A 12042-nucleotide genomic window follows, 5' to 3' on the forward strand; every position below is an offset into this window, starting at 1 on the left:
GTGTTTGGTATTGAAAAGTTTTCAAAACACGGGGATTGCGATGACACGGGATTTGGCACGGCGTGATTTCCTGAAAGGTTCGGCCGCGATCGCCGGCGCAGCAGCCGCGGGCGCCTTCTCTTGCGTCGAGATCGCGAGCGCCGCACCGATCGAGGTGCCGACCGTCGACAAGCTCTCGATCCGCGTGCTGGTCGATTCCAGCTTCGATTTGTTCTTCAAGCCGAAGCAGTCGGGCGGCGTCACCATCGCGCCGCCGCCGCGCTCCGCCGACTACCAGAAGTCGCTGCACAACGAATGGGGCCTGTCGCTGTGGCTGGAGTCGGAAGCCAAGGGCGCACAGCGCACGCTGATGCTCGACTACGGCTACACGCCGGAGGTGCTGCTCAACAACATGGCGCTGGTCGGCGTCGATCCGGCGAAGCTCGATGCCCTGATCGTGAGCCACGGGCATTACGACCATTTCGGCGGCCTCAACGGCTTCCTCGACAAATTCCGCGACAAGCTGCCGGCCGACGTGAAGCTCTATGCCGGCGGCGAGGACAATTTCTGCCACCGCGTCAGCGCAACGCCGACCAAGGGCCAGTTCAACGATTTCGGCGCGCTCGATCGCCGCCAGCTCGCGGCGCAGCGCGTCACCACGGTGCTGTGCGAGACCCCGACCGTGATCGCGGGCCATGCCTTCACCACCGGCAAGATCACCCGCCGCAGCATCGAGCGTGTGCTGCCGCAGACCTGGGTCGAGTTCGGCATCAAGGACGGGCTCGGCTGCAATGCCAGTCACTATCTGCCGGCCGAGATGGACGGCAAGATCGTGCCCGACGAGCACATCCATGAGCACGCCACCTGCTTCAACGTGCGGGACTTCGGCCTCGTCGTGATCTCGTCCTGCGGCCATGTCGGCATCGTCAATTCGGTGAAGCAGGCACAGGAGGTCTCCGGCATCCAGAAGGTTCACGCCATCGTCGGCGGCTTCCATCTCGGGCCGGCGCCGAAGGACTACCTCACCGAGGTGGTCGCCGAGATCAAGAAGCTCGACCCCGATGTGCTGATCCCGATGCATTGCTCCGGGCTCAACTTCGTGCAGGAGGCGACCGCGCAGATGGGCGACAAGGTGCTGGTCACGACGACGGGCAGCCGCCTCTCCTTCGGCATATGATCGCGCCGGTCCTGCGCGTCATTGCATTCGCTGGCGCGGGCTTGGCATTCGCTGGCGCGGGCCTGGCATTCGCTGGCGCGGGCCTGGCATTCGCCGGCGCCGGCCTGTGGCTGACGCTGGCGCTGGTGCTGGCCGCCGATGCGCCGCCGCAATCGGCGCGCTCGGCCGCCGAGATCATGGACATCCTGATGTGGAACAGGGAGCCGGTCGGCGGCCCGTTCGCGCTGACCGATCAGGCCGGCCATGAACGCACCGACAAGGAGTTTCGCGGCAAGCTGATGCTGATCTATTTCGGCTTCACCACCTGCCCAGACGTCTGCCCGACCGATCTGCAGGCGATCGCCCTGGCGCTCGACAAGCTCGGCCGCGACGGCGGCCAGGTGCAACCGATCTTCATCACGGTCGATCCCGAGCGCGACACCGCGGCGCATCTCGCAGACTACGTGCCGATGTTCCACCCGCGCCTGATCGGACTGACCGGCAGCGGTGATGCGATCCGCAAGCTCGCTGATGCCTACAAGGTCTACTTCGCGCGGGTGCCGCTGAAGGATGCCGGCGACTATACCGTCGATCACACCGCCTACATCTATTTGATGGACCGCGAGGGCAATTATCTCGGCTTCTTTCCGCCGGGGACATCAGCCGACCGGATGGTCGAGATCATCCGGCCACGGCTCGCCGAACCGGTACGCTGACATCAGAGATTGGCAATTCCAGCCGCGTCAATACTGCGCCCCCTCTCCCGCTTGCGGGTGAGGTGAAGAAAGCAGTTCGGCAGGCGGATCGGACAAATCGCCGGACTCAATGTATCCGCCCATGCGCGCGCAAGAATGTCTCACCGGTTTCCGTCACCGTTACCCGCATGCCCTCAACCGAGGGTCGGCGCGCGACATAGCCGCGGTCGACGGCGTCCTCCCAGATCGTCAGCCGCGGGCATGAGGTGCGCCAGACCTCGAGCACCTCGGCATAAGGCCGCGGCTCGCGCGCCACCCATTCCACGAGATCGAGCACCAGGGCGTCTGTGGTCTCTGTCATGTGGTCCTCGCCGGGATCAGCAGGGATTCATTGTCTCCGGTATTTCTGCGCCGCTTGGCCTCTTCCGGCAAACTGAGTTATCTTGACCTTGCATCAGTTTTCCTGAGGGTTCATGCGGCGGCTGCTCTTTCTCAACGGCATCAAGGCGTTCGAAGCCGCGGCGCGGACCGGCAGCTTCGCGGCGGCGGGCAGCGAGCTCAATGTCTCGGCCGCCGCGATCAGCCGGATGGTGCATCTGCTCGAGGAGCGGCTCGGCGTCGCGCTGTTCGAGCGCAAGGCCAACCGCCTCGTCACCACGCCGGCGGGCCGCGCCTATCAGGGCGGGCTGACGCCGATCTTCGACGCGCTGGCGAGCCTCACCGCGCAGGTCACGGCATCCGCGAGCGCGCGGGTGCTGACCGTCGGCGTCGGACCGACCTTTGCGCTGAAATGGATGATCCCGCACCTCGCCGAGTTCCGCAAAGCGGAGCCCGACATCGAGGTGCGGATCACGACCGGCGGCATGGCGGTGCCGTTCGCCGACGACTGGAGCTGCGGCATCCAGCTCGGCGACGGCCAGTGGCCGGGCCTCGTCGCCGAGCCGCTGTTCGCCGCCGATCTGATGCCGGTGTGCACGGCGCGGCTCGCCAACACCCTGAAGCGCCCCGCCGACCTCAAGGGCCCGAGCCTGATCCGCGTCGCGCATTCGCCCGACGACTGGCCGTCCTGGCTGAAGGCGGCGGGCGTGCCGCGCCTGACCGCGCGCGGGCCGGAATTCCAGTTCTACGGCCAGGCGCTGCAGGCAGCTAGCGACGGGCTCGGCATCGCGATGGGCATCCGGCCCTATATCGACGACGATCTCGCCGCCGGCCGGCTGGTGGCGCCGTTTGCGCTCAGCGTGCCGAAGGGCATGCGCTGGTATCTGGTCTATCGCGGCTTCCACGCCGAGCAGCGCGATTTCGCCGCGTTCCGGCGCTGGATCATCCGCGCCGCGGCGGAGCCCGCGGCCCGCCGCAAGGGAACGCGCAGTGCCTGACGAGACCGTCGATACGCTGGTGATCGGCGGCGGCCAAGCCGGGCTCACCATGAGCCATCGGCTGAAGCAGCGCGGCATAGCCCATCTGGTGCTGGAGCGGGGGCGCATCGCCGAGCGCTGGCGCAGCGAACGCTGGGACGGCCTCATGTTCCAGTTTCCGAACTGGTCGGTGCGGCTGCCGGATTTCGCGTTTCCGCACAGCGATCCCGACGGCTTCTCGGACACCGCCGCCATCATCGCCTTCATCGAGGACTACGCCGCGTTCATCGCGCCGCCGATCCGCTGCGGTGTCGCGGTCACCAGGCTGCGCCACGACGCCGGCGGTTTCCTCGCCGAATTTGCCGGCGGCAGCATCGCAGCCCGCAACGTCGTCATCGCCACCGGTCCCTATCAACGGCCGCTGCGGCCCGCGCTGCTGCGCGATCACCCCGGCCTGTTCCAGGTCGATGCCGCCGGCTACAAGAATCCGGCGCAATTGCCTGACGGCGCAGTGCTGGTGGTCGGTGCCGGCGCCTCGGGCGCGCAGATCGCCGAAGAGCTGATGCGCGCCGGCCGTGATGTCTTCCTCTCGGTCGGACGTCACAACCGCCTGCCGCGCCGCTATCGCGGCCGCGATCTGATCTGGTGGCTGGCCGAGATGGGCATCGACCGGACGCCGGTCGAGCAGCGCGGCCCGTCGCGGCTGCTGCCGGTGATTTCCGGCGCCCATGGCGGCCACACCGTCGATTTCCGCCGCTTCGCCGCCGGCGGCGTGACCCTGCTCGGCCGCGTGACGGCGGCGCGCGACGGCGTGCTCGAGATCGCGCCCGATCTCGCCGCCAACATCGCCAATGGCGACGCCTATTACGCGACGTTCCTCGGGATCGTCGACGACTTCGTCGCGGCGCGCGGCCTCGATCATCCCGATGATCCCTTGGCGCGCCTCCGCCTGCCCGATCCGCCGTGCCTCACCGCGCCGCTCGACGCGATCGACCTGCGCGCCACGCGGATCAGGAGCGTGATCTGGGCCACCGGCTACGGTCTCGATCTGAACTGGATCGACATACCGGTGCTGGATGCCGCCGGGGCCCCGCGCCACCGCCATGGCGTCTCCGAAGTGCCGGGCCTCTATTTCCTCGGCCTGCAATGGCTGTCGAAGATGAAATCCTCGTTCCTGTCAGGCGTCGGCGACGATGCCGCGGTGCTCGCCGACCACATCGCCGGCCGCGGCTAGCTCCGGGTTCCTTTGCTGCGCGGAAATAAACCCGGCGAGTTGTGAACTGCTTCACATTTAGCGCAACGCGCTCGTGCTTCCTATGAGAAGGGCATTTCGAGGTCGCACATGATTTACAGCGGTTTTGAGATCAAGTCGTTCGAAGTGGGGAAGGGGCAATGGCACGCCAGGGTTCAACGGGTCGATCAAAGGCCGGTCGTCATCGATGGCATGCTGTTTCCGACGCTCGACATCGGCTTTGCGTGGTCCGATCCGGATGCGGCGATCGCCGACGCGAAGCGGGCTATCGACCGGTTCCCGCAACGCTATGGCATGACAATGCCGGCGGCCGAAGCGTCGGCGTGACCGGTAACGTCGTGGTCGCCGCCGTCCCGCAATGCGAGCCGGATCCGGTCTGGCCGGCGCAGGTCCGCACCAGCTGCCCGGAATGTGCCGCATCGCTTTCGCTGCTGCGCGTGATCCCCGGCCGCGCCGCCGAATACTGGACCATGCGCTGCGACGGCTGCGGCGGGATCCATCTCGACATCGTCGACCTGCCGCGGGCGTAAAGTCCGCGAAGCCGCCGCCTGCTGACACCCTGCTGTCAGCAGCCTTGCCCGAGCAGCGATCCGGCCGCCGTTTGCCCTTTTCTCGCTGCCGGACTCGTCCCATATTCGGGGCATGGCGAAGACACCGAACACTCCGAAAAAGCCCGGCAAAACCCCCAAATCCAAAGCACACCGGCCCGAGGTCCTCCCGATCGGGCCCGCGCTTGCCGAATTGCTCAATCCGGCGATCAACCGCGGCGATGCCGGCATGGGTTCGGGCACCGGCCTGCAGCCGCCGCCGGACAATTCCTGGGACCGTCGCGCCGGCGGCGAGGCCGCCGCGCATCGCGCGCGGGCGTCGACGCGCGAGACCAGCGAGGGCGTCGCGAAGCGCGATGCTTCCGGGCTCGAGGAGGCCCCGCAGGCGAATTACGGAACCTCGGCCACGATCCCGACCCTCGATCCGGAACTGGCGCGGCAGCTCGGCCTGCCGACCGCCGAGGACGACGACGAAGCCCTGGCGCGGCCGCCGCGCAGCAAGATGGAGGCGCTCGGCGTCAAGGCGACTGCCGACGCGCTGGAGAACCTGATCCGCGACGGCCGCCCGGAATTCCGCAAGGACGACGGCTCGATGCGGGTGTGGACCCCGCACCGCCCGCCGCGCCCGGAAAAATCCGAAGGCGGCGTGCGCTTCGAGATCAAGTCCGACTACCAGCCGAAAGGCGACCAGCCGACCGCGATCGCCGAGCTGGTCGAGGGCATCGACCGCAACGACCGCACCCAGGTGCTGCTCGGCGTCACCGGCTCGGGCAAGACCTACACCATGGCCAAGGTGATCGAGGCGACGCAGCGCCCGGCGCTGATCCTGGCGCCGAACAAGACGCTGGCCGCCCAGCTCTATGGCGAGTTCAAGAACTTCTTCCCCGACAACGCGGTCGAGTATTTCGTCAGCTATTACGACTACTACCAGCCGGAAGCCTACGTCCCGCGCACCGACACCTATATCGAGAAGGATTCCTCGATCAACGAACAGATCGACCGCATGCGTCACTCGGCGACGCGCGCGCTGCTCGAGCGCGACGACGTCATCATCGTCGCTTCCGTGTCCTGCATCTACGGTATCGGCTCGGTCGAGACCTACACCGCGATGACCTTCGCCTTGAAGAAGGGCGAGCGCATCGATCAGCGGCAGCTCATCGCCGACCTCGTTGCTCTCCAGTACAAGCGCACCCAGGCCGACTTCACCCGCGGCACCTTCCGCGTCCGCGGCGACGTCATCGACATCTTCCCGGCGCACTATGAGGACCGCGCCTGGCGGGTGAACCTGTTCGGCGACACCATCGAAACCATCGAGGAGTTCGATCCGCTCACCGGCCACAAGCAGGACGAGCTCGAATTCATCAAGATGTACGCCAACTCGCACTATGTGACGCCGCGCCCGACGCTGGTGCAGGCGATCAAGTCGATCAAATCGGAGTTGAAGCAGCGCCTCGACCAGCTCAACGACCAGGGCCGCCTCTTGGAGGCACAGCGACTCGAGCAGCGCACCACCTTCGATCTCGAGATGATGGAGGCGACCGGAAGCTGCGCCGGCATCGAGAACTATTCGCGCTATCTCACCGGGCGCCGCCCCGGCGAACCGCCGCCGACGCTGTTCGAATATGTACCGGACAACGCGCTGATCTTCGCCGACGAGAGCCACGTCACCGTGCCGCAGATCGGCGCCATGTTCCGCGGCGACTTCCGCCGCAAGGCGACGCTCGCCGAATACGGCTTCCGCCTGCCCTCCTGCATGGACAACCGGCCGCTCCGCTTCGAGGAGTGGGACATGATGCGGCCGCAGACGGTTGCGGTGTCGGCGACGCCGAGCGGCTGGGAGCTGAACGAAAGCGGCGGCGTGTTCGTCGAGCAGGTGATCCGTCCGACCGGCCTCATCGATCCTCCCGTGGACATCCGCCCTGCCCGCACCCAAGTCGACGATCTCGTCGGCGAGGTGCGCGCCACCGCGGCGGCCGGCTATCGCTCGCTGATCACGGTGCTCACCAAGCGCATGGCGGAGGACCTCACCGAATATCTGCACGAGCAGGGCATCCGCGTCCGCTACATGCACTCGGATATCGACACCATCGAGCGCATCGAGATCATCCGCGACCTCAGGCTCGGCGCATTCGACGCGCTGGTCGGCATCAACCTGTTGCGCGAGGGCCTCGACATTCCCGAATGCGCGCTGGTCGCGATCCTCGATGCCGACAAGGAAGGCTTCCTGCGCAGCGAGACCTCGCTGATCCAGACCATCGGCCGTGCCGCGCGCAACGTCGACGGCAAGGTGATCCTCTATGCCGACAGCATGACCGGCTCGATGGAGCGCGCGATGGCCGAGACCACGCGGCGCCGCGAGAAGCAGGTCGAGTACAACGAGGCCAACGGCATCACGCCGGAGAGCGTGAAGAAGTCGATCGGCGACATCCTCAACTCCGTCTACGAGCGCGACCACGTGCTGGTCGAGATCGGCGACGGCGGCATCGCCGACGACGTCATCAGTATCGGGCATAATTTCGAGGCCGTGCTGAGCGATCTCGAAACGCGGATGCGCGAGGCCGCGGCCGATTTGAACTTCGAGGAGGCCGCGCGACTGCGCGACGAGGTCAAGCGGCTGCGCGCCACCGAGATGGCCGTGGTCGACGACCCCACCGCCAAGCAGCGCAACGTGCAGAAGCAGGCCGGCGCCTATGCCGGCACAAGAAAATACGGCGATGCCGCCAACCTGCCGGTCAGCGCATTGAAGAACAAGTCGGCGCAGACCTCGCTCAAGGCGAGCCGCGGCGGCAAGTCCGGCTCACGCATCCACAAGCCCGATCTCGACGAGATGCACGGCCCGGAATCGCTGCCCTTCCGCCCCAGCGGCGCGCTGCCCGCAAAGCCGTTCGGCACCACGAGCCGCATCATCCAGCCGACCGACTCGCGGCAGTCGGGGCCGGAGTTCGGCCCGTCGCCGCGGTCGAGCGGCGGCGCGCCGGGCAAGCGGGGCGGGTGGAAGAAAAGGTAGATCATGACGCGCGCCGAGCTTCTCGCCTTCCTGCGGGTGCATCGGCTCGCGGTGGTCAGCACGGCTCACGACGGCGCGCCCCAGGCGGCGGTCGTCGGGATCGCGGTCAGCGACAATCTCGAGATCTTCTTCGACACGCTGACCACCTCGCGCAAATACCAGAACCTCCGCGCCGATCCGCGCGCGGCATTGGTGATCGGTTGGGACGCCGAACAGACCGCACAGGTCGAGGGCATCGCAGACTTCCCGAGCGGCGCGGAGCTCATCGCCTGCAAGCAGGTGTATTTCGCGGCGTGGCCCGACGGGCCGGAGCGCGAGACATGGCCGAACATCGGCTATGTGCGGATACGGCCGAACTGGGCCCGGTTCAGCGATTTTGGCGCGGTGCCGGCGCGGATCGAGGAAATGACTCTGCCGTAAGCCACGTCGTCTTGAGGCGGTACCTGATCACGTCACATCGAACGCCGCATGGTACTTCACATCCCCCTTCGGCGGATCGCCCTTCAGCACCAGCCGCTGAAAGTACGGGCTGGGCTCGCCGCCATAGGTCAGCGCGGGATCGCTGACAAAGCCGAAGCGGCTGTAATAGGCGGGATCGCCGAGCAGGACGCAGCCGTCAGCATTCATCGCCGCGAGGCGAGCAAGTCCCGCGCGGATCAGCGCGCCGCCGGTGCCCTGCCGTTGCAGGTCGGGTGCGACCGAGACCGGGCCAAGCCCATACCAACGTCCTACTACACCTTCGATCCGGAGCGGCGAGAACGCGACGTGGCCGAAGATGCTGCCGTCGTCGGATACAGCGACCAGAGAAATCGTCAGCGCGTCAGCCTGGCGCAGCGCCTCGACGATGCGGGCTTCGGTGCCGCTGCTGTGCGGCGCTGTTGCGAATGCTGCCGCCGTGATGCGGCTGATCGCGGCGGCGTCTTCGGGGCGTTCGTCCTTGATCTGCATGCTCGCAGATAAGGCCGATCGGGAACGGCGCGCAAGGGAAACGCAAAGCTCGGGCAGATCATGTCGCGAGAATGCGGAGGTATGACTCACCGGCCGAACCACATATTCGGTGTCGTCCCTGCGAAAGCAGCGACCCATAACCACGGACGATCATCGTGAACGACGGTGGAGCGACGAATCCCGTTCACGACATCCGCCGCGGGTTATGGGTCCCGGCCTTCGCCGGGACGACGGCGGAATATGCTCGCCTTGCGTCTAACCCGATCGCTTGTTGCTGGTGTTCTGGGTCAGATTGCCGTGCGCGGCCTGCTCGCGGATGTTGTGCTTCTCGTCGTCGCGATGCCCCTTGGTGGTGTCGATGGGAACGCTGGGGCTGCTGCCGGGGCCCTTGTGGCTCTTGTTGTCGTCGGGAACGGGCTGGATGGTCTTTGTCTTTGGTTTCGTCATCATCGTCTCCGTTACGCATGGAGACAACGCGGCCAGCGCGGGCGGCGTTCCCGGAACGAGACTTCATTCCCGGAGCGTGGCTTCACAACCGACCCTACAGCTTCTCCTGCTGCGCGGGCTGTGACTGCGGCTGCTGCTGGCGCTGCTGTTTGGCGTGATGGCGGCCATAGAGGCAACCGGCGGCGGCGCCGAGCATGCCGTGATGGCCGGCATAATGACCGGCGACGCCGCCGACGATCGCACCCTTGATGCAACCCTTGGCGTCGGCAGGCGACGCCAAGGCAAACCCGCTGACGGCAATGACGGACGCGAGGACAATCGATTTCATGATACGGCTCCAATGCAATGCTGCCGCATCAACGGCGCAGCGGCACGGCCGGTTCCGGGAAGACGAAGCGGTTCACCATCGACCCCGCCGCCGGCAACGCGGCGCCGTCGGATTAGCTGTTGTCGAACGCACCGCGACAGCGAGCCGGCGCGATTTCACCGGCCGGCCCCGGAGGAGCTCAAGGCCTCGTGTCCGGTGTCGACGCCGGCTCACCGTCGCGCGGTGCGCGCTCGCATGATTTATTTGGAGACAACCAGGGCGGCGACGGCAAGCGGCATGGTGTTTCTCATACGGAACTCCTGATCGCGGATGCGTCGCCCACGCCGAACCAACCGGGGGCGCGGGCGGAGGTTTCATTAACTCGCGGACAGCTACTCGCCGCATGCTCCGCGTCTGCGAGACGCGGCCGGTTTGGCCGATCAGTTCAGTTTCTTGCCGCCGTCGGTCACGCCGTCGAGGAACACGCCGGTCTCGCGGTTGAGAAACTCGACATCCGCCGGGAAGAAACCGCCGGCCGAGGCGTGGCCGGTCACGGTGCCCGGGCTGATCGTCTTGATCGTCACGCCGGGAATGTCCTTTGCCATCTGGTTCGGCTCGAATTCGGGATTGAGCAGGTCCTTGGTGCCGGTGAGGATCAGCGTCTTCGCCTTGATCGAAGCCAGCGCCTTCGCCGTGTCGCCGCCGAACCCGGCCGTGGTGCCGACATCGTGCCGGTCATAGGCCCAGCTCTGGTAGATCCAGTCGTTGGCGTCGAACAGCTTCCATAGCGCGGTCTCCTGCTCGGCCATCCAGGGCAGCACGTCGGGGCCGGACTTGAACTGCGCCGCATACATATCGGGCGTGCGCGCCGCGAGCAGCGCGACGATATCGCGGAACAGCTTGAGGCCCTTCTCCGGCGGCGCCTCGTAATTGCCTTCCTTCCACGCCGGATCGTTCATGATCGCCTTGCGCGAGGCCTCCATCACCGCGACCGACCAGGCCGGCGTCTTCGCAAGCGGCACCATCGCAACCAGCGCGTCCATGAAGTCCGGATGGCTGACGCCCCATTGCAGCGCCTGCATGCCGCCCATCGAGGGGCCGACCACGGCGACGACATGGTCGATGCCGAGCTTCTCCTTCATCAGCCGATACTGCGATTCCACCATGTCGCGGATCGCGAATTTCGGAAACTGCATCCGCGGCTGCGCCTTCGAATTGCTCGGCGACGTGGTCAGCCCGTTGCCGATCGCGTCGGTGCAGACGATGAAATACTTGTCGGGGTCGAGCGCCTTGCCGGGGCCGATCATGAAATCGAGCCGGTGATGATTGCCCGAGATCGCGGTCACCATCAGGATGGCGTTCGACTTCTTCGCGTTCAGCGTGCCGTGGGTGACGTAGGAGATCGAGAAATCCTTGATCGCCTCGCCGCTCTCGAGCTTCAGGTCGCCTTCGTTGTAGAGCTGGTGGGCAGGCTGCTGCGGCGTGTGTGCGAAGGCGGGCGGGATCGCCGGGCATGCCAGCAGCGACAGGATCGCGGCGAAGTGGGTGATGCGCTTCATTGGTCTCTCCCCATCGAGGCGGCTCTGTTCGGCCGCCTTCCGCCGCGAAGCATACGGGCCGGCGGCGCCGCGGCAAGGCCGCGGGCGCGAAGATTTAAGCGGCGCAGGCGCGGAATAAACCGCCGCCTGCACCGCGACAGCCGCCCGTCGTCGCATTGAGCGAACCGGCGCGCCGCATGCATTTTGCGCCACAATGCACGCGCTGGTTGCCGAACCTAATCGCGTCTCGCGCGTCAAACATATGTTGTTTGATTGTGGAATGCTCCGGTTCACAATGCCGGGCCAGAGCGAGTCGGACCGGCGGAGTCGATCATGGGCGAGGATTTGAACCGGCAGCGCGTCTTGAACTTCCTCGACGTTTATTATGCCGGCGGCATCGAGGGCGCGCTCGATCGCTGCAGCGACGACGTCGCGTTTCTCGCCAACGCCCCGATCGACATTCTTCCGCATATGGGCCAGCACCGCGGCAAGGCCGCGCTGCGCCAGATGTGGACCACGATCCACGAGCGCTATTCGGACATGCGCTATGAGGCGCCGATCGTGGTGACCCAGGGCGACAGGGTCGCCGCGCAGCTGCGCGTGTTCTTCCGCAAGCGCAACAACGCCCGCGTGGTGCAGTTCGATGTGGCGGTGTTCTACACGCTGCGCGACGGCAAGATCACCGAGATCCGCGAGATCATCGACACCTTCGACCTCGTCCAGCAGGTGCTGGAGCGCGACGTCGCGGCGGCGCTGACCGGGCACGACGACATCGTGCAGGCAAATTCGCAACGCCGGCGTTGAACCTCG

General features: G+C 66.3%; 14 protein-coding genes. 9 read left to right on the forward strand and 5 right to left on the reverse strand.

From position 1 onward, the window contains the following. The first annotated feature begins 40 nt into the window (after positions 1-40). The gene (locus tag ACVMB1_RS28005) at positions 41-1156 is read left to right on the forward strand and encodes an MBL fold metallo-hydrolase (protein WP_456849394.1); all 1116 of its coding nucleotides are present in this window, start codon (positions 41-43) and stop codon (positions 1154-1156) included. Then, the gene (locus ACVMB1_RS28010) at positions 1153-1851 is read left to right on the forward strand and encodes an SCO family protein (RefSeq protein ID WP_083715108.1); all 699 of its coding nucleotides are present in this window, start codon (positions 1153-1155) and stop codon (positions 1849-1851) included. The genes ACVMB1_RS28005 and ACVMB1_RS28010 overlap by 4 nt, the downstream gene beginning before the upstream one ends. A gap of 106 nt (positions 1852-1957) precedes the next feature. Here the strand turns inward: ACVMB1_RS28010 and ACVMB1_RS28015 are convergent, their stop codons facing one another. Beyond that, positions 1958-2191 carry a hypothetical protein gene (locus ACVMB1_RS28015; RefSeq protein ID WP_076829863.1) on the reverse strand — a complete coding sequence of 78 codons (234 nt, stop codon included), beginning with the start codon at positions 2189-2191 and terminating at the stop codon, positions 1958-1960. A 112-nt stretch (positions 2192-2303) separates the two neighbouring features. Between ACVMB1_RS28015 and ACVMB1_RS28020 the strand changes: the two genes are divergently transcribed. The 6 genes from ACVMB1_RS28020 (at position 2304) to ACVMB1_RS28045 (ending at position 8412) form a co-directional block, all read left to right on the forward strand. Then, a complete protein-coding gene (locus ACVMB1_RS28020) occupies positions 2304-3206 on the forward strand; it encodes a LysR substrate-binding domain-containing protein (RefSeq protein ID WP_018273588.1) in 903 nt (300 codons plus the stop codon). Beyond that, positions 3199-4419, forward strand: coding sequence for an NAD(P)-binding domain-containing protein (locus tag ACVMB1_RS28025; protein WP_076829861.1), 1221 nt, complete (start codon positions 3199-3201; stop codon positions 4417-4419). The genes ACVMB1_RS28020 and ACVMB1_RS28025 overlap by 8 nt, the downstream gene beginning before the upstream one ends. 108 nt (positions 4420-4527) lie before the next feature. Further along, complete coding sequence (locus ACVMB1_RS28030) at positions 4528-4764, forward strand: hypothetical protein (protein ID WP_038377734.1); 237 nt, start codon at positions 4528-4530, stop codon at positions 4762-4764. Then, complete coding sequence (locus ACVMB1_RS28035; protein WP_371852155.1) at positions 4761-4967, forward strand: hypothetical protein; 207 nt, start codon at positions 4761-4763, stop codon at positions 4965-4967. The genes ACVMB1_RS28030 and ACVMB1_RS28035 overlap by 4 nt, the downstream gene beginning before the upstream one ends. A 112-nt stretch (positions 4968-5079) precedes the next feature. Further along, a complete protein-coding gene (uvrB, locus tag ACVMB1_RS28040) occupies positions 5080-7992 on the forward strand; it encodes an excinuclease ABC subunit UvrB (protein WP_076829859.1) in 2913 nt (970 codons plus the stop codon). Between the two features lie 3 nt (positions 7993-7995). Further along, entirely contained in the window at positions 7996-8412 is a 417-nt protein-coding gene (locus tag ACVMB1_RS28045; protein ID WP_076829856.1) for a pyridoxamine 5'-phosphate oxidase family protein, read from the forward strand. 27 nt (positions 8413-8439) lie between these two features. Here the strand turns inward: ACVMB1_RS28045 and ACVMB1_RS28050 are convergent, their stop codons facing one another. The 4 genes from ACVMB1_RS28050 to ACVMB1_RS28065 all read right to left on the reverse strand — a co-directional run bounded on the left by ACVMB1_RS28050 (position 8440) and on the right by ACVMB1_RS28065 (position 11253). Further along, positions 8440-8940: a GNAT family N-acetyltransferase gene (locus ACVMB1_RS28050; RefSeq protein ID WP_076829853.1), complete on the reverse strand. Its 501-nt coding sequence runs from the start codon at positions 8938-8940 to the stop codon at positions 8440-8442. Positions 8941-9195: 255 nt separating this feature from the next. Beyond that, positions 9196-9387 (reverse strand): hypothetical protein, encoded by a 192-nt coding sequence (locus ACVMB1_RS28055; protein WP_233475299.1) that lies wholly within the window; start codon positions 9385-9387, stop codon positions 9196-9198. Between the two features lie 94 nt (positions 9388-9481). Then, positions 9482-9715, reverse strand: coding sequence for a hypothetical protein (locus ACVMB1_RS28060; RefSeq protein WP_057019037.1), 234 nt, complete (start codon positions 9713-9715; stop codon positions 9482-9484). A 419-nt stretch (positions 9716-10134) separates the two neighbouring features. After that, positions 10135-11253: an alpha/beta fold hydrolase gene (locus ACVMB1_RS28065; protein WP_057019036.1), complete on the reverse strand. Its 1119-nt coding sequence runs from the start codon at positions 11251-11253 to the stop codon at positions 10135-10137. Positions 11254-11565: 312 nt separating this feature from the next. Here ACVMB1_RS28065 and ACVMB1_RS28070 point away from each other — a divergent pair, with 312 nt between their 5' ends. Next, on the forward strand, positions 11566-12036 hold the full coding sequence (locus ACVMB1_RS28070; RefSeq protein WP_057019035.1) for a nuclear transport factor 2 family protein: 471 nt from the start codon (positions 11566-11568) through the stop codon (positions 12034-12036). The last annotated feature ends 6 nt before the right edge of the window (positions 12037-12042 follow it).

It is taken from the genome of Bradyrhizobium sp. USDA 4504 (assembly GCF_054063995.1).

Excerpts from the sequence above, each read along its gene's own strand:
- ACVMB1_RS28005 (WP_456849394.1), top strand. The coding sequence starts at position 41 with ATGACACGGGATTTGGCACGGCGTGATTTCCTGAAAGGTTCGGCCGCG.
- ACVMB1_RS28020 (WP_018273588.1), top strand. The coding sequence starts at position 2,304 with ATGCGGCGGCTGCTCTTTCTCAACGGCATCAAGGCGTTCGAAGCCGCG.
- ACVMB1_RS28060 (WP_057019037.1), bottom strand. The coding sequence starts at position 9,715 with ATGAAATCGATTGTCCTCGCGTCCGTCATTGCCGTCAGCGGGTTTGCC.
- ACVMB1_RS28055 (WP_233475299.1), bottom strand. The coding sequence starts at position 9,387 with ATGACGAAACCAAAGACAAAGACCATCCAGCCCGTTCCCGACGACAAC.
- ACVMB1_RS28045 (WP_076829856.1), top strand. The coding sequence starts at position 7,996 with ATGACGCGCGCCGAGCTTCTCGCCTTCCTGCGGGTGCATCGGCTCGCG.
- ACVMB1_RS28050 (WP_076829853.1), bottom strand. The coding sequence starts at position 8,940 with ATGCAGATCAAGGACGAACGCCCCGAAGACGCCGCCGCGATCAGCCGC.
- ACVMB1_RS28065 (WP_057019036.1), bottom strand. The coding sequence starts at position 11,253 with ATGAAGCGCATCACCCACTTCGCCGCGATCCTGTCGCTGCTGGCATGC.
- ACVMB1_RS28015 (WP_076829863.1), bottom strand. The coding sequence starts at position 2,191 with ATGACAGAGACCACAGACGCCCTGGTGCTCGATCTCGTGGAATGGGTG.
- ACVMB1_RS28030 (WP_038377734.1), top strand. The coding sequence starts at position 4,528 with ATGATTTACAGCGGTTTTGAGATCAAGTCGTTCGAAGTGGGGAAGGGG.
- ACVMB1_RS28010 (WP_083715108.1), top strand. The coding sequence starts at position 1,153 with ATGATCGCGCCGGTCCTGCGCGTCATTGCATTCGCTGGCGCGGGCTTG.
- ACVMB1_RS28070 (WP_057019035.1), top strand. The coding sequence starts at position 11,566 with ATGGGCGAGGATTTGAACCGGCAGCGCGTCTTGAACTTCCTCGACGTT.
- uvrB (WP_076829859.1), top strand. The coding sequence starts at position 5,080 with ATGGCGAAGACACCGAACACTCCGAAAAAGCCCGGCAAAACCCCCAAA.